Here is a 16664-nt window from a genome sequence, read left to right as displayed (position 1 = left end):
GGACACGCGATCCGCGTGGAGTGGATCCTCAATGGCTCCCGGGTCGCCCGCGCCCCCACTACTGTTGGCAGATGGGCTCGCACCGACTGGTTGTCGTCGGGTACGACGATGCGGAGCTGGTCGACCTCGCGTGCGTGACGTCCGCGCTGGGGCTCGCGAACCGGCTCGGTGCCGAACCCACGTACCAGGTCGTGCTCGCGAGCGTCCACGGCGGCCAGATCCGATGTGAATCCGGACTGGTCCTGCACGCACAGGCGCGACTTGACGCGATCCGGCGCGTCGACACCGTGATCGTGTCCGGCGGAGGGGGCCATCGGGCGGCCGCACGCGACTCCGAACTCGTACGCCAGGTGCGGCGGCTGGCGACGCGTGCGACTCGGGTCGCATCGGTGTGCACAGGTGCCACCGTTCTTGCCGAGGCACGCCTGCTCGACGGCAAACGGGCGACGACACACTGGCTCTACGCGTCCGACCTCGAGCGGGACTATCCCGATGTGCGGGTAGATCCGTCGCCGATCTTCGTACGCGACGGTGAGGTGGCGACGTCGGGAGGCGTGACCGCGTCGCTGGATCTCACGCTGGCCTTCATCGAGGAGGACCATGGTGCCGAGCTCGCTCGATGGGTGGCGATGGGCATGGTCACCTACCTGCAGCGGCCCGGCAACCAGGCGCAGATGAGCATGTTCGTCGCCTCGCCGCGGCCGGATCACGCCACGGTACGGCTGGTGACCGACTACGTGATCGCGCATCCCGACGCCGACCTCAGCATCGAGACGCTCGCAGAGCGCGCAAGTGTCAGTGCCCGCCAGCTGACCAGGCTGTTCCGCGAGCACGCGGGCGAGACACCTGGCGGCGCCGTGCGTCGCATGCGGCTCGAGATCGCCGCCCGTCTGATGGCGACGACCGACCTGCAGCTTGCGCAGATCGCGCACCGATGTGGTTTCGGCTCGACCGAGACCCTGCGCCAGGCGTTCGTCGCGAAGTTCGGGGTCAGCCCTCGGACCTTCCGGCAGACGCAGGTGCGCGCACCCACGCGACGACGAACGCGATCGTGAACACCAGGTGGACGATCAGGAACACCCGTGCGAGGTCACGTGCATCGCCGCTGAGCACACCCACGACATCGCTCGCTGCCACGATGCCGAAGCCGACGGTATTCGCCAGCACGACCGTGTTGCGCACTGTCGGCGGATCCGCGTCGCGGGACATCCAGTTCAACACCGCGATGCCGAGCAGCGGCCCGCCTAGCAGGCGGAGCAACGCGATCAGCTCCGGCGAGGGATCTTCCGGCACCGCGTCGACGCCGAACTGCGCCGGCACGAAGAGCAGCGCGAGGCCGAGAGCGGCGAGATAGATTGCTGCGACTACAAAGAGCGGTTTGAGCATGCGCTGTGCCTCCGATGTCTCGAACACCAGGAGTGTTGCAGGGCGCGGACTCGGTCATCGGTACGTCGCCGCCGCTGGTCCGAAATTCTGGCGTTCCCGTCCCGTCGGCCCGGTACCGCGCACCAGCTATCGGTCGCATCTGGCAGCAGGCTTGAATTCATCGAACCTATGTTCGATCATTGACCGATGGGGTACGACAACCCGCCCATCCCGTGGTCGGAGCTCGAGCGCCGGCTGTCGGGCAGGCGACGCCCGGACAACCGTCCCGTCGACGGCGACGGCGGCGACAGCCCGGCCTGGTCGCGCAAGCGCGCGGCGTACGCTCCGCTGGACCGGCCGGAGCCGCCGGCCGGGCCGGTGGTGCCGTACGCCGAGCTGCACTGTCATTCGCATTTCAGCTTCCTCGACGGCGCCAGCTCGCCCGAGTCGCTCGCCGAGGAGGCCGTACGCCTGGGGCTGCACGCGCTGGCGATGACCGATCACGACGGGCTCTACGGCATCGTCCGGATGGCAGAGGCCGCCGAGGGCTACGACCTGCGGACGATCTTCGGCGCCGAGCTCTCGCTCGCGTTGACCAAGCCCCAGAACGGCGTCGCGGACCCCGAGGGGCATCACCTGCTCGTTCTCGCGCGCGGCGAAGAGGGCTACCACCGGCTCGCGAGTGCGATCACCGAGGCGCAGCTTGCCGGAGACGAGAAGGGCCGCCCCGCGTACGACCTCGACCGACTCGCCGCGTATGCCGGCGGGCACTGGACCGTGCTCACCGGTTGCCGCAAGGGTGCGGTTCGGTCCGCCCTCTCCATCGGCGGCATCGACGCGGCCCAAGGCGAGCTGCGTCGTCTGGTCGACCTGTTCGGCCACGACCGGGTGCTGGTCGAGCTGTACGACCACGGTCTGCCGCTCGACACCGACCACAACGACGCGCTGGCCGAGCTCGCGGCACGTACGGGTCTTCCCACGGTCGCGACCAACAACGTCCACTATGCGACGCCGGCCGACCACCGGCTCGGCTCCGCGATCGCGTCCGTACGCGCCCGGCGAAGTCTCGACGAGATGGACGGGTGGCTGCCCGCTGCGGGCACCGCGTCGTTGCGTTCGGGCGCCGAGATGGCCGTGCGGTTCGCACGCTATCCCGGCGCGGTCGAGCGCACGGTCGAGGTCGCCGATGAGCATGCGTTCTCGCTGCGCTCCGCGCGGCCGCGGCTACCCCGCCAGGATGTGCCCGACGGGCACACTCCGATGTCATGGCTGCGTGAGCTGGTCCGTCGTGGCGTCGAGCAGGTCTACCCGGACGCCGACGACGCCGTACGCGACCGGCTCGACCGCGAGCTCGCGGTCATCGAGAACCTCGACTTCCCCGGCTACTTCCTGATCGTGCACGACATCGTGATGTACGCGCGCGAACGCGGAATCCTCTGCCAGGGAAGGGGATCCGCCGCCAACTCCGCCGTTTGCTACGCACTCGGCATCACCGCGGTCGACTCCATCCGGTTCAACCTCCCGTTCGAGCGCTTCCTGTCCGCAACTCGCGAAGAAGAGCCCGACATCGACGTTGACTTCGACTCCGACCGGCGCGAGGAGGTCATCCAGCACGTCTACGAGAAGTACGGCCGTCGCAACGCCGCCCAGGTCGCGAACGTCATCACGTACCGCCCGAAGTCGGCCGTACGCGATATGGCGAAGGCGCTCGGCCACAGCACCGGCCAGCAGGATGCCTGGTCCAAGCAGATCGACGCATGGGGCGCTCTGGTGTCCAGCGCCGACCACGACATCCCACCGCCGGTCGTCGAGCTCTCCGAGCAGCTTCTCAAGGCACCAAGGCATCTGGGCATTCACTCGGGCGGCATGGTGCTCACCGACCGGCCGGTCTCCGAGGTCGTGCCGATCGAGCGAGCGCGGATGGACGACCGCACCGTCCTGCAATGGGACAAGGACGACTGCGCCTGGATGGGCTTGGTGAAGTTCGATCTCCTCGGGCTCGGCATGCTCGGCGCGATCCAGCACTCGATGGACATCGTCTCCGAACACCTCGGCGAACGCTGGACGCTCGCCGACATCCCGAAGGAAGAACCCGGCGTGTACGACGTCTTGTGCCGGGCCGACTCGGTCGGGGTGTTCCAGGTGGAGAGCCGTGCCCAGATCGGCACCCTTCCCCGGCTTCGCCCGCGCTGCTTCTACGACCTCGTCATCGAGATCGCGCTGATCCGGCCGGGGCCGATCCAGGGTGGTGCGGTGCACCCGTATATCCGGCGTCGCATGAAGACCGACCCCGTCACGTACCTGCACCCGAAGCTGAAGCCGGTGCTGAAACGTACGCTCGGCGTTCCGCTGTTCCAGGAACAGCTGATGCAGATGGCGATGACCATCGGCGGCTGCACGGGCGACGACGCCGACCTGCTGCGGCGCGCGATGGGTTCCAAGCGAGGCATCGAGAAGATCGAGCGGCTGCGTACGAAGCTGTACGACGGCATGGCCGAGCACGGTATCGAAGGCGACGATGCAGACGAGATCTACGAGAAGATCGAGGCGTTCGCGAACTTCGGGTTCGCCGAGAGCCACTCGATCAGCTTCGCGCTGCTGGTGTACGCGAGCACCTGGCTACGGCTGCACTACCCTGGCGCGTTCCTTGCGGCGTTGTTGCGATCGCAGCCGATGGGGTTCTACTCACCGCAGACGCTTGTCGCCGACGCACGTCGGCACGGCGTCGAGGTACGCCGCCCCGACATCGCGCTGTCGGGTGTCGACGCCGACCTTGAGGCGTACGACGACGGGCGGGATTCCCGCGGATCCCCATCCTGCTTGAAGACCGAGCAGCCACCGGTCGGCTACTTCGACCCCGAGACAGCGCCGGACGCGCTGTCGGTCGCCGCCGAACACCGGCGTGACAACGCGTTCGCCGTACGCCTCGGACTCACCGAGGTGAAGTCGATCGGCACAGAGGTGGCAGAGCGCATCGTCGCCGCCCGTGAGGCCGACGGCCCGTTTGCGGACATGTTCGACCTTGCCCGCCGGGTGGAGCTCAGCGCGGTGCAGCTGGAGGCGCTCGCGACGGCGGGGGCGTTCGACTGCTTCGGTCTCACCCGGCGTCAGGCTCTGTGGCGTGCGGGCCTCGCGGCGCAGGAGGGCCCGCGTACGTTGGCGGGCACGGCGCTGGCGAGCGAGCCGCCGATGCTCCCCGGCATCACCGCGCCCGAGCAGACGATGGCCGACCTCTGGGCGACCGGCATCTCGCCCACCGATCATCCCGTCGAGCACGTACGCGCCGAGCTCGCGAGTCGAGGAGTGCTGGCGATCGGCGAGCTGGGCACCGTCGAGGCAGGCTCGCGGATCCGCGTCGGCGGGGTAGTGACGCACCGGCAGCGGCCGGCGACGGCGGGTGGGGTGACGTTCCTGAACCTCGAAGACGAGACCGGCATGCTCAACGTCATCTGCACGCAAGGCCTGTGGAGCCGCTACCGCCGGGTGGGCAGGGAGTCGAGCGCACTCGTCGTACGCGGGGTGCTCGAACGCAACGAGGGCACGACCAACCTGCTCGCCGACCGGCTCGAGCACCTCCCCATCGCGGCGCGGGTCAAGTCCCGTGACTTCCACTGACCCGCCCGCTGAGCCGCACGTTTCAGCCCCGATTTCGCGGATTCTGGGGCTGAGACGTGCGGCTCAGCGGGGTGCGGAGAACGTCGGTCACGAGGTCCTCGACCGGCTGTGGCCGCTGTTGGTGATTCCGTCAGCCAGTAATCAGTCGGGTGATCAGCCCATCCTTGATGGTCAGGGTGAAGGTTCCAGCTCCATTGAACCGGTGGCTGCGAACGTTGACATCGACTACCCAGTCGTCTTCGGCGTCGCCGCGCCGCGTCTCCCCGAGGGTGATCTGCGCACCTACTCCGATGTTGTCTGTTTCGTTCCATGACGCAGCGCCGGTGTGGCCCCGGAACTCGCGTCCCCAGTCGTTGACGTAAACGTCGGGTGACAGAACAGCCAGGAATGCCACTGTGTCGCCAGCGTTGGTTGCGCTTGCGAGCCGGACGATGGGATCTGGCGGGTCTAGGTGAAGCATTGTGCTCTCCTCTTGGCGGTCAGCGACTGCCGCCGGAGCAGTGATTGCGAAAGGGTCTAGCTGATGCTGGCTGTCAACCGTCGAGTCAGCGTTGTACGTCGCCGGCGAGCATGTCCATCATCTCCTGGTACTTGCCGTTGGCCTCGGCGTAGCGCAGCGGCTTGACAGCTTCTGCGATGAGTTCATCGTTGTCTGGTTCGTTGTCGAGGATGGCGAGGATCTCGTCGGCGAAGTCGTCGCGCGGCACGGCGCCGACCATGTTCTCCTGATGCATCAGGGAGGTCCGGACGGCGGGCGGGGCGAGCAACTTGACGTCGACGTTCGTGTTCGCGAGCTGTCTGCGAATGGCGTCGGTGTACATGCGGACCCCTGCTTTGCTCGCCGAGTAGGAGGGCACGTCGAGGCGCGGTACGAAACCCAGACCGGAGGCGACGGTGATGATCGTCGCTTCGGGTTGATCGAGGAGCTGTGGAAGGAACGCCCGAACGCTGCGGATGGTGCCGATCAGGTTCGAGTGCACGATCTCCTCGGCGATCGAGACTGACCGTGGGTCGAACACGTCTTCGGGGACCATCACGCCGGCAAGGGTGATGAGCCCGTTCAGGTTCGGGTGCGTGCTCTTCAATGAGGCCACCGCCTCGGCGATGGACTGCGGGCTGTCCACGTCGAGGTGCAGGGTGTCGAAGTCGGGGTGCTCGGCAGCGACGCCGAAGAGCCTTTCGCGGTTACGTCCGGAGACGATCACCGTGCTGCCGCGATCCGTCAGTCGACGAGCCAGTCCGATGCCGATCCCGGTCTCGTTGGTGGCGCCGGTGAGCAGGACCGTGCTGTTGTTGGTATTCATGTGCTTCTTTCCGTCTTCTGAGAAGGTCGGGTGTCTAGCCGCTGGAGGAGTGGGTCAGGTTCTGTTGCTGCGTCGGTCGGCTTCGTCCGGCTGCCCTACCCTCATCGAGGGGTGTCGGCCGGGTAGCACACAACGTTTCTTTGGTTCAGAAGACGATCACCTGCCGACCGTGGACGGTGCCCGCGGCCATCCGATCCAGTGCATGCTGTGCCTGGTCCAACGAGATGCGCGTGACTTCGGGAAGGATGTTGTGCAGCGTCGAGAAGTGCAAGGTGTCGCGCAGGTCGTGTGGCGAACCGGACGGATTGGCCATGGCGTGCAGCCGGTTGAGCACCATCGGCTGAGACGGCAGCGACAGGTTCTCGCCGTCGTACCCGCAGAGCACGAGTGTGCCGTCGGGAGCGAGTCCGCCCACAGTCGCTGCAGCAGCCGCGGTTGTCGGGGCGGCGTTCAGGATGATGTTCGCCCCGCCGTCCCAGTCCTTCAGCGCGACCGCCGGATCTCCTTCAGCGCTGGCGATGTATCGCTCGGCGCCCAGTGCTAATGCCGCCTTCTCCGAGCGACGTGATCGCTCGATGACCGCCACCCGACTGCCCATGGCCGCCGCGTACTGGATGGCCAGTGCACCGATGCCGCCGGCTCCGATTACCGCTACCCGGGACTCTGGCGTGATCCCGGCGTGGCGCAACCCGTTGTATGCGGTGATGCCGGCACACATGAGCGGTGCCGCCGCGATGGGGTCGAGCCCGTTCGGGAGTGGAGTGACGAACCCGGCCTTGAAAATGCCGTACTCGGCGTAACCTCCGTCGGTCACAATGCCGGTGATCCGCTTGGCCGGGCAGAGAATCTGTTCGCCCCGTACGCAGTAGTCGCAGTGCCCGCACGAGTCGTACAAGAATTGCGCTCCGACAGCAGTTCCGACGGCAGGGAAGCCGACGCCGTCCCCGACCGCCTCCACCACACCACTGACCTCATGTCCGGGCACCACCGGGAAACGGGCAAAGGCGTAGTGCCCACGAAGCAGATTCAGATCGGTATAGCACACCCCGCAGGCGATCAGCTTCAGCAGCACCTCGCCCGGTCCGGGCTCCGGAACGTCTCTTTCCACCATCGACAGGGCCTGGTTGACCCCGGTTGCGACTGCAGCACGCATCATTACCCCTCGGAGTTATCTACAACGTGACTTGAAGTTGAGGCGTTTCAGCCGTGCGATCGGGATCCTCCGCAGCAGACCGGGCATCGGTCAGCAACAGGTCCATGTTGATCGCTGCCGCCGCCGTCATACCTGCCGCCGCTGCCGCCGCGACACCGGCGATCACGTCACTGACGTTCCCGGCCGCCCATACTCCCTCGACCCCGGTGAAGCCGGACGCATCCACCGGTACCTGCGCACCCATGCCCATCGGATGCTCACGGACAGTCACCTTCAGGTCGTCGAGGAACCCTGCCCGAGCCACGAACCGCGGGGCCACCACCAACGTCCGCACCGCCACTACCCGTCCCGATGCCAGGTTCACCGCGGAGAGCCGATCCTCGTCGTCGACCTGAAGACCGTCGACGGTGCCGTCGACTACAGCCACACCGATGCCCGCGAGCTGTTCTCGTTGCTCGTCGGGCAGCTCTTCCCCCGCGGCCAGGAAGAGCGTGACGTCTGGGGACATCTGCCGGAAGAGCAGGGCCTGGTGGAAACTCCCGAGCACGCCGATTGTCGAGTCCTTGACCTCCCATCCGTGGCAGTACACGCAATGCAGCACGTCCCGACCCCACCGCTCGGCAAGGCCCGGCACATCGGGCAACTCATCTACCAGTCCGGTCGTCACGAGCAGGCGTCGGGCACTCGCCTGCCGCCCGTCCGCCGTCAGGACCGTGAAGTCCTCGTCGTCGCGCCGTACCTGCACCACATGCCCGGAGACCACGGTGCCGCCATATCCGGCGACCTCTTCGCGCCCGATCCGCAACAGCTCCAGGGGGGGAGATACCGTCGCGCCCGAGGATCCCGTGGGCACCGACATTCACGGCCGGAGCATTCCTCGGCCTGCCGTCGTCGATCACCAGCACCGACCGACGCACACGCGCAAGGCTCAACGCCGCAGAGAGTCCTGCGGAGCCGCCACCGACAACTACGACGTCCCATACCCGGCCATCGAGCTGATCGGGTGGTTCGTGTGTGGTAAATGGCGCCGCGCTCGGCGTGGGCGTCGGTGCGCCACCGCCGACGTGCTGTATCGGGTCAGGGATAGCGTCCGACATGAGCAACTCCTCGACATGTTGCTGGACTTCCTTGCGCTTGCATCGTCGGCATGGTCAGGGTGAGCAGACAATCACCCCATCGGTGTGATTCCGCCGGTCAGCGCCTCGGACACGGGTGGTTGGCTGCTTGGACCGATGTCTGCTTGTGCTCCGGGCTTGATCCAGAGCACGATGGGGAGGTGGCGGCTGGCGCGGGATCCGATGCTGTGGCCCCGGCCGGGGTTGGCGGTGATGCGGGCCGCGTGGTGCTCCGTCCGGTGCTGTTCGAGCGACTCGCGACGTCGGCCCGGGTGACGGTGGTCTCCGCACCGGCGGGCAGCGGCAAGACGGTGTTGTTGCGGTCGTGGATCGGCGAGCCGGGAGTGGCCGGGGACGCCGGGTGGGTGGCGATCGGGCGGGATGAGCGTGATCCGCAACGGTTCTGGCTGTCGGTTTTGGATGCGCTGCGCCGGACCGGTCCGGGATCGGGGCTGGTACGGGCAGTTTCGGCGGCTCCGGACCTCGACGGGTGGGCGCTGGTCGAGCGGCTGCTCACGGATCTGGCAGCGTTGGAGCACCGGTTGTGGCTGGTAATCGATGACGTGCACGAGCTGGGTTCGACCGAGGTCCTCCGACAGCTCGAGCTGCTGGTGATGCGGGCCCCGCCGCAGCTGCGGTTGGTGTTGGCCAGTCGCCATGATGTGCGTCTGGGGCTGCATCGGCTGCGCCTCCTGGGTGGGCTGGCCGAGGTCCGTGCCGCTGATCTGCGCTTCAACCTGGCTGAAGCGAGGGAGCTTTTCGTCGATGCCGGGCTCGAGCTGTCCGCTCCGACGCTTTCGCTGTTGCACGAGCGGACCGAGGGTTGGGCGGCCGGGCTGCGCCTCGCGGCGCTATCCCTCATCGGTCACCCCGATCCCGAGAGGTTCGCGGCGGAGTTTTCGGGCAGCGAGCGGACGGTGGCGGAGTACTTGCTGGCCGAGGTGCTGGACCGCCAGAGCGAGCAGGTGCGGCGGCTACTGCTGCGTACGAGCGTGTTGGGGAGGGTCAACGGGGAGCTGGCCGACCTGCTGACCGGCGAGACGGGCGGGGAGCGGGTCCTCCAGGACCTGGAACAGGCGAACGCCTTCGTCGCCTCCCTGGACACAGCTCGGACCTGGTTCCGCTACCACCAGATGTTCGCCGATCTGCTCCAGCTCGAGCTACGCCGCGCCGCGCCCGGCGAACTGGCAGCGCTGCATCGGGCCGGTGGCGAGTGGTTCGCGTCCCACGGGTTCCCGGCGGACGCGGTGCGCCACGCGCAGGCTGCGGGGGACTGGGTCCCGGCTGCCCGGCTGCTCGCCGACCACTGGCCCGCTCTGTATCTGGACGGGCAGGCCGCAGTCGTGAAGGGGCTACTGGCCGGGTTTCCCCCTGGTCTGCTCAACACCGAGGCTGAGTTGGCCGTGGTTGCCGCAGCCGAAGAGCTGAACCGGGGATCGTTGGACGCCGCCGGACGATATCTGGGCCTGGCGGAGACGGGATCGGCGTCGGTGCCGGCGGGGCGGCGCGGGCAGCTCCAGCTTCTGCTCGCAGTGGTGGCCTTGCTGCTGGCCCGCCAGCGGGGGAACCTGCTCGCCGTGGCCGAGGAGGCGAGTCGGCTGCAGGCCATGGCCGGGGTCGCGGACACGGCGCGGCCCGGCCTCGGCGCGGACCTGCATGGACTGGCGTTGATCAGCCTCGGCAGCACCGAGTTCTGGGCGTCCGCGTCTGGGGGCGCCGAGGGCTACCTGGAGGCCGGCATCGCGTTGGCGCGCCAGGGCGGACGGCCGTACCTCGAGTTCACCGGCTTGGCCTACCGGGCGCCGCACGAGTTCTACCACTCGTTCGCGCGGGCGGACGAGCGCGCACGGCGGGCCGTAGAGCTGGCCGAGTGGCACGGCTGGACCGACGACCCGGCGGTCGGTGTTGCCTGCACGGTGATCGGGCTGGTGCTGGTATGGCATGGACAGCCGGACGAGGCCGAACCATGGATCCAGCGCGCCGAGCGCACCCTCAGTGCCGAAACCCAGCCCGGGGCCGTGCTGGCGGTCCGCATGATCCGCGGGACGCTCGAACTGGCGCGAGACCGTAACGCCGAGGCGCTAGCCGCCCTCGAGCCCCCTGGCGAGCCACTGGCTCGGCAACTCTCCGGGCAGCACTACCTCGTCACCCGGATACAGGCATTGGTGGTGCATGCCTTGGTACGCCTCGGTCAGGCCGAGCGTGCCGGGCAGCTCCTGGCCGGGCTCGACGAACATGACCGCGAGCGCACGGAGATCCGCGTCGCCACGGCGGCGCTGCGGATTGCACAGGGCGACCCGCAGGCCGCACTCGCCGTGCTCGGACCGGCCCAGGAGGGCCCCGATTCCGACGACTACTGGGGATTCTGGCGGGCCCGCGCCGATGTGCTCGAGGCGATCGCCAGGGACGCGTGCGGCGACCCGGATCGCGCCGCCGCCGCCATCGAGCGCGCACTCGACATCTCCGAGCGCAGCGGCGACCTGACCCCATTCCTTTTGTATTCGTACGCCGCGCCGGGTTTGCTGGAGCGCGACGGTCGGCACCGAGGCGCGCACGCCTCGCTGGTCGCCGAGATCCAGAGCTTGCTGGCCGGCGTCAGGCCCGCGCCGCGCGCAAGGCTGCAGCCGCCGCTGGCGCCGCTCAGTGACAGCGAGCTCCGTGTCCTGCGCTACCTGCCCACGAACTTGACGGCACCAGAGGTCGCCCGCGAACTGTACGTCTCGGCGAACACCGTCAAGACCCACATGCGCAACGTTTACGCCAAGCTCGCCGTCCACCGCCGGGCCGAGGCCGTCGAGCGAGCGCGAGCCCTGGGCTTGCTCGCACCCTCGGCCGCCGGCGGAACAGGGTCGGCCGGACCGCAACGCCGTAGCCGACGCCGTGGGCGGCAGGGCGGCAACCTGAGGCATTAGCCCTCGGCCCCGACCGTCCGGACCAGAAGGCCCGTTGGCGCTGATCACCCTGATCGAATGACGACCGCTCACCCCGCTGCCGGGCACGCTGCAATCGAGAGCTTGCACCAACAGCAGAGGAGAAACATTATGCAGAAGACAGTGCTCATCACAGGTTCATCCACCGGCTTCGGCCAGGCGACCGCGCGACGGTTCCTGACGGCTGGCTGGAACGTCGTCGCCACGATGCGCAACACCGATGACTGGAGAGACGATCTTGCCGATCGGCTGCACCTCCAGCCGCTCGACGTCACCGATCTCGTCTCCATCCGCGCGGCATTCGCCGCCGCGCAGACGAGGTTCGGCGGCATCGACGCCGTACTCAACATCGCAGGTATCGGACTCTTCAGCGTCTTCGAGGCCACGACCGACGAGCAGGTCCGGGAGCAGTTCGAGACGAACACATTTGGGCCGATGGAAATCATGCGGCAGGCGATCCCGCACCTGCGCGCACGCGGCGGCGGACATATCGTCAACCTGACGTCAGCGTCGTCCACTGTGCCGGAACCGCTGATGGCGATCTACAACGGCAGCAAATCAGCGCTCGACAACATGAGTGAGACGCTCCGGTTCGAGCTCGCTCCGCAGAACATCGTCATGCGCATCATCCAACCCGGCTTCGTCCCCACCACCGAACTCGTGAAGAAGCAGTGGGCCGCGGCAAGCTCTCTCGTCATTCCCCCCGAATACGAGTCGTATGTCCACCAGCGCATGGACTTCTTCCAATCGCCGCCGAAGAACGTCCTTCCCACGGCCGAGGACGTTGCCGAAGCCATCCTCGAATCCGTGACAGACACCAGCAATCGCCTGCGCTGGGTTGTCGGCGCCGACCAGACCGAGCGTTTCCACATGCGACACGAGACATCCGAGGGCGCCTACAACACATGGGGCTGGAACACGTTCGGCCCGGTCGCCCAGCACGTGGGCAACTGACCGGTGACCGATCCTCTGCGGACGGGCTCACGGCCCTTGAAGCGCCACTCAGATCGGTTACGTTGCCGCTGGTGAGCGGCATGACGGCGATCAAGGATGACCTGTGGTTCCGGCTAGGTGGTGCTCGGGCATGATCGACAAGGTCAACGGGCTGTCCGAGTACGACCTGCGGCGACCGATGACGTCGACAGCGACGAACCTCTTGGGTCTGATCAAGCACCTCGCGGGCGAGGAGTACGGCTACCTGGGCGAGCTGTTCGGTCGCCCAGCATCGGCTCGCCCGTCCTGGTTCCGCGACGACCCAGCGACCGAGATCGACATGCGGGCAACTCCGGAGAGTCGAGCAGTTACATCGTCGAGGTGTACCGGCAGGCGACAGCCCACGCCGATGAGACGATTCGCCTGCTCGATCTGGAGAGTCCGGGGACGGTCCCACATTGGGACGAGAACGGGCATGCTGGGCTCGATGCTGGTGCTGATGGTTGGCGAGACTGCCCAACACGCCGGCCACGCCGACATCGTGCGCGAACTGATCGACGGCGTCGTCGGCACGCCGAACCTTGACGGTGGGAGCGGACGATTCACTGAAGTGCAGGCAGCCGCGGATCGCTTTCGCTGATGAGCCGACCGCCCGGTCAGCGATCCCCTGCGGTCCGCTTCGGCGTTCCGCGGGAACGCCTCGTCAACTCGGCAGTACCAAACTGACGGTGGTGTCGTGATCGTTTCCGGTCAGCGGAGTTCGATCAGGCGGTTCCCTGCGTCGACCATCTCGACGATGGTTCCGATCAGCGGTTCGAACCAGGCGAGGAGCGCTCGACGGCGGGTGTTACCGACTCGGACCCACACCACGACCGGCGACTCGCGGCTGAGCGCCAGCATGTTGGGAAAGTCCTCATCCTTGGTGATGATCACCGCATCGTGATCCAGCGCGTAACGCCAGATGTCTTGATCGGTAGCCTCAGTCATTCCGATCTCGAAGACGTGTTCGGCGATGTGCCCGCTGTCGGAAAGCGCACGTACGAGTGCCGGCGGCAGTTGCGCGTCGACCAGGAAACGCACGCTAGCTCTAGGACGCGATCAAGACTGCGTGGTCGGCCTGCGCCGCGGCGTACTCCAAGCAAGCCTTGATGTCGTCGGCGCCCAGATACGGATAGTCGTCGATGATCTCGTCTTCAGATGCGCCAGCCGCGAGCAGGGACAGGACATCGCTGACGCGCATCCGGGTGCCGCGCACTCTCGGGCGTCCGTGTGCGACTTCCGGATCAACCACAATGCGCTCCAACAGGGACATGCCGTCAGGGTACCGGCGACCACCTACACCGCGCAGGGATTTGCCCGCCAGGAATGCGGCTTGGGTCGGTGCCCGATCAGGAGACCTTGCCGCGTGATCACCAGGCACCTCGCACAGGTGATCCTGCCCGCTTGTCAAGGGCCAGTAGGAACTGCCCGGTGGCGGAGGTGAAACCTGCCCGCTGGCGGCCCACGAGATCTGCCCGGTGGTGGCCATGGGATCTGCCCAGGGGCTGTGGCCACCATCGACCAGGGTGGTCAGCTCAACGGGCTCACCCCCTGGCCGGCCAGTGCTTGGGTGAGCCGCACGCTGTCGCCGCTGGTCTGGCAGACGTGGGCGTGGTGGAGTAGCCGGTCGACGGTGGCAGTGGCCAGCGTCTTGGGCATGAGTTCGTCGAACCCGGATGGGTGCAGGTTCGAGCTGATCGCGATGGACCGTTTCTCGTAGGCGGCGTCGACGAGTCGGTAGAGCCCCTCGGGCATCGGCGCCGACGGGCAGGAGCCCGATGTCGTCGACGATGACCAGGTCGGCTCGCACGATGCGAGCGATGGCCTTGGTGACGGTGAAGCCTGGCGAGCCACTGGCTCGGCAACTCTCCGGGCAGCACTACCTCGTCACCCGGACACAGGCATTGGTGGTGCATGCCTTGGTACGCCTCGGTCAGGCCGAGCGTGCCGGGCAGCTCCTGGCCGGGCTCGACGAACATGACCGCGAGCGCACGGAGATCCGCGTCGCCACGGCGGCGCTGCGGATTGCCCAGGGCGACCCGCAGGCCGCACTCGCCGTGCTCGGACCGGCCCAGGAGGGCCCCGATTCCGACGACTACTGGGGATTCTGGCGGGCCCGCGCCGCGCGCAAGGCTGCAGCCGCCGCTGGCGCCGCTCAGTGACAGCGAGCTCCGTGTCCTGCGCTACCTGCCCACGAACTTGACGGCACCAGAGGTCGCCCGCGAACTGTACGTCTCGGCGAACACCGTCAAGACCCACATGCGCAACGTTTACGCCAAGCTCGCCGTCCACCGCCGGGCCGAGGCCGTCGAGCGAGCGCGAGCCTTGGGCTTGCTCGCACCCTCGGCCGCCGGCGGAACGGGGTCGGCCCGGACCGCAACGCCGTAGCCGACGCCGCGGGCGGCAGGGCGGCAAGCTGAGGCATTAGCCCTCGGCCCCGACCGTCCGGACCACAAGGCCCGTTGGCGCTGATCACCCTGATCGAATGACGACCGCTCACCCCGCTGCCGGGCACGCTGCAATCGAGAGCTTGCACCAACAGCAGAGGAGGGCGCCATCATCACCGCCGCAACCCCAAGACCGATCACCGGCGAACGCGTCGGTGCCTCACCGGTGGAGTATCAGTGACCGGTGCCCACCGCGACCCGTCGCCCGGTGCTCGTGGGCGGCGCTACGAAATCCTCGTGCGCGGCCACCTGGGCGAGACGATCCGCTCGGCGTTCCCCGGCCTGCCGGTCGGAGAACGCGGAGCGGACACCGTGCTCGTCATCCCTGGAGCCGACCAGGCAGCCCTCTACGGCGTGCTCGCCGAAGTCGAAGCGCTCGGCCTCGAGCTTCTCGAGGTCCGGCAGGCCCTGGCAGCCGGCTCAGCGGAGGCATCGCCGTCAGACCCCTGACAGTCTCACTCGGTCCCGGATCGGGGCCCTGAAGCGCACGTCCATCAACAAAAGAGGACGAGGACCATGCAGTCCCGCAATCTCAGGCGTACCGGATCGGAGAACACGATGAAAGGAACAACGATGAACAATCAGCCCGGAACCGAGTTTGTGGACGTCGAGGGCGGCCGCATCGCCTACGGAGTGGTCGGGGATGGACCACCGGTGGTGTTGTCACCCGGTATGGCTGACACCCGCGGCACCTACCGCTTCCTCGCGCCGCTGATCGCCGAGGCCGGCTACCGCGTCGCCAGCGTGGACCTGCGCGGACATGGTGAGTCCAGCACCGGCTGGGGCTCCTATAGCCACGTAGACACCGCCGGCGATCTGAGTGAGGTCATCCGGAAGCTGGGCGGCCCGGCGGTGATCGTGGGCCAGTCGTTCTCGGGCGGAGCAGCGACGATCGCGGCCGCGACGAACCCCGACTTGGTGAGCGCAATCGTGGAGATCGACCCATTCACTCGCCCACCGAAATACAGCGCGACCGCCTTCGTGCGCAACTCCCGTTACCGCCGCGGTGCGCTCCTGCTCGGGGAATTCGCCCTGACCGGACGCGTCAAGACCTGGTCGAAGTACCTCGACCTGGCATACCCCGGGCGCAAGCCGGCCGACTGGGACAGCTGGCTGGCCGCGCTGCAGGCGAACCTGCGTGAACCCGGCCGCACGAGGGCGGCGCAGAAGATGATCAGCTCGTCGGCGACGTTGAAGCAGGCCGCCGCGCAGCTGACAGACGTGCGATGTCCTGCGCTGGTGGTAATGGGGCGACGGGATTCGGACTTCCCGGACCCCGAGGCCGAGGCCGCCGCGATCATCGGTCTACTGCCAGCCGATCTGGGCCGGTACGAGATGATCGATAACGCCGGTCACTACCCCCACGCGGAATATCCGCGGGACGTCGCGGACGCCGTCCTACCATTCCTCGCCGAAGGCAACCATTCCCCAGCGCGGCGACCGTGATGGTGCCGGTGTTCGCGCCGCAACTCGTCTCCCGCCGGGCCTTCCGATCGTGAACGTCCAGCTCGGCCAGGCAGCCTGGATCTACGAGAAGTTCCAATCCAAGACTGACAATCACGGGCTCGCCGCGGATGCGCCCAGCACCGATGACATGCTCGACGCTCGCTCTATTGGTCCACAAACAGTGCCGCAACCCGAGATCGCTGATCAGCGAAATCCGCACCGGGCTAAGGAGCCTCCGTTCAGAGCATGGCCCTCAAGCGCGCAGGTGAACCCTTGCAGTACGGCTCTGCCGGCGACCGAATCGGGACGGCTCGCGG

The 16664-nt window shown here is 67.5% G+C and carries 16 protein-coding genes and 1 pseudogene; 8 read left to right on the top strand and 9 right to left on the bottom strand.

Features of this window, described 5'->3' with window-relative positions; translation table 11 throughout:
* The first annotated feature begins 71 nt into the window (after positions 1-71).
* Positions 72-1055: a GlxA family transcriptional regulator gene (locus L0C25_RS02035; protein WP_271634712.1), complete on the top strand. Its 984-nt coding sequence runs from the start codon at positions 72-74 to the stop codon at positions 1053-1055.
* Here the strand turns inward: L0C25_RS02035 and L0C25_RS02030 are convergent.
* A complete protein-coding gene (locus tag L0C25_RS02030) occupies positions 991-1386 on the bottom strand; it encodes a hypothetical protein (RefSeq protein ID WP_271634711.1) in 396 nt (131 codons plus the stop codon). The two genes, L0C25_RS02035 and L0C25_RS02030, sit on opposite strands and share 65 nt — an antisense overlap.
* 186 nt (positions 1387-1572) lie before the next feature.
* Here L0C25_RS02030 and L0C25_RS02025 point away from each other — a divergent pair, with 186 nt between their 5' ends.
* Complete coding sequence (locus tag L0C25_RS02025; RefSeq protein WP_271634710.1) at positions 1573-4980, top strand: error-prone DNA polymerase; 3408 nt, start codon at positions 1573-1575, stop codon at positions 4978-4980.
* 130 nt (positions 4981-5110) lie between these two features.
* Here the strand turns inward: L0C25_RS02025 and L0C25_RS02020 are convergent, their stop codons facing one another.
* The 5 genes from L0C25_RS02020 to L0C25_RS24080 all read right to left on the bottom strand — a co-directional run bounded on the left by L0C25_RS02020 (position 5111) and on the right by L0C25_RS24080 (position 8534).
* Positions 5111-5440, bottom strand: coding sequence for a nuclear transport factor 2 family protein (locus L0C25_RS02020; protein WP_271634709.1), 330 nt, complete (start codon positions 5438-5440; stop codon positions 5111-5113).
* Positions 5441-5525: 85 nt separating this feature from the next.
* On the bottom strand, positions 5526-6284 hold the full coding sequence (locus tag L0C25_RS02015) for an SDR family oxidoreductase (protein WP_271634708.1): 759 nt from the start codon (positions 6282-6284) through the stop codon (positions 5526-5528).
* A gap of 145 nt (positions 6285-6429) precedes the next feature.
* Complete coding sequence (locus tag L0C25_RS02010) at positions 6430-7356, bottom strand: alcohol dehydrogenase catalytic domain-containing protein (protein WP_271634707.1); 927 nt, start codon at positions 7354-7356, stop codon at positions 6430-6432.
* Between the two features lie 100 nt (positions 7357-7456).
* Positions 7457-8182, bottom strand: coding sequence for an NAD(P)/FAD-dependent oxidoreductase (locus L0C25_RS02005; protein WP_271634706.1), 726 nt, complete (start codon positions 8180-8182; stop codon positions 7457-7459).
* Complete coding sequence (locus tag L0C25_RS24080) at positions 8082-8534, bottom strand: FAD-dependent oxidoreductase (protein ID WP_271634705.1); 453 nt, start codon at positions 8532-8534, stop codon at positions 8082-8084. Before L0C25_RS24080 ends, L0C25_RS02005 begins: the two co-directional genes overlap by 101 nt.
* Before the next feature lie 179 nt (positions 8535-8713).
* Between L0C25_RS24080 and L0C25_RS01995 the strand changes: the two genes are divergently transcribed.
* The 3 genes from L0C25_RS01995 to L0C25_RS01985 all read left to right on the top strand — a co-directional run bounded on the left by L0C25_RS01995 (position 8714) and on the right by L0C25_RS01985 (position 13055).
* On the top strand, positions 8714-11464 hold the full coding sequence (locus tag L0C25_RS01995) for a LuxR C-terminal-related transcriptional regulator (protein WP_271634704.1): 2751 nt from the start codon (positions 8714-8716) through the stop codon (positions 11462-11464).
* A gap of 129 nt (positions 11465-11593) precedes the next feature.
* The gene (locus L0C25_RS01990) at positions 11594-12436 is read left to right on the top strand and encodes an SDR family oxidoreductase (protein WP_271634703.1); all 843 of its coding nucleotides are present in this window, start codon (positions 11594-11596) and stop codon (positions 12434-12436) included.
* Positions 12437-12566: 130 nt separating this feature from the next.
* Positions 12567-13055: a mycothiol transferase gene (locus L0C25_RS01985; protein ID WP_333908560.1), complete on the top strand. Its 489-nt coding sequence runs from the start codon at positions 12567-12569 to the stop codon at positions 13053-13055.
* Between the two features lie 110 nt (positions 13056-13165).
* Here the strand turns inward: L0C25_RS01985 and L0C25_RS01980 are convergent, their stop codons facing one another.
* From L0C25_RS01980 to L0C25_RS01970, 3 genes and pseudogenes are all read right to left on the bottom strand, one after another.
* Complete coding sequence (locus L0C25_RS01980) at positions 13166-13495, bottom strand: DUF5615 family PIN-like protein (protein WP_271634702.1); 330 nt, start codon at positions 13493-13495, stop codon at positions 13166-13168.
* 7 nt (positions 13496-13502) lie between these two features.
* Positions 13503-13727 carry a DUF433 domain-containing protein gene (locus tag L0C25_RS01975; RefSeq protein ID WP_271634701.1) on the bottom strand — a complete coding sequence of 75 codons (225 nt, stop codon included), beginning with the start codon at positions 13725-13727 and terminating at the stop codon, positions 13503-13505.
* A gap of 257 nt (positions 13728-13984) precedes the next feature.
* Positions 13985-14291 (bottom strand): annotated as a pseudogene (locus tag L0C25_RS01970) (ATP-binding protein); the annotation flags it as partial.
* Positions 14292-14368: 77 nt separating this feature from the next.
* Between L0C25_RS01970 and L0C25_RS24290 the strand changes: the two are divergent.
* The 3 genes from L0C25_RS24290 (at position 14369) to L0C25_RS01955 (ending at position 16347) form a co-directional block, all read left to right on the top strand.
* On the top strand, positions 14369-14842 hold the full coding sequence (locus tag L0C25_RS24290; protein WP_456299989.1) for a response regulator transcription factor: 474 nt from the start codon (positions 14369-14371) through the stop codon (positions 14840-14842).
* Between the two features lie 236 nt (positions 14843-15078).
* A complete protein-coding gene (locus tag L0C25_RS01960) occupies positions 15079-15351 on the top strand; it encodes a hypothetical protein (RefSeq protein ID WP_271634698.1) in 273 nt (90 codons plus the stop codon).
* 123 nt (positions 15352-15474) lie between these two features.
* Positions 15475-16347, top strand: coding sequence for an alpha/beta fold hydrolase (locus L0C25_RS01955; RefSeq protein WP_271634696.1), 873 nt, complete (start codon positions 15475-15477; stop codon positions 16345-16347).
* Positions 16348-16664: the final 317 nt, after the last annotated feature.

This window comes from Solicola gregarius (assembly GCF_025790165.1).
GTDB classification, from domain to species: domain Bacteria; phylum Actinomycetota; class Actinomycetes; order Propionibacteriales; family Nocardioidaceae; genus Solicola; species Solicola gregarius.
The sequence above is the reverse complement of the archived record's forward strand: the minus strand, read 5'-3'. Positions and strand labels throughout refer to the sequence as shown.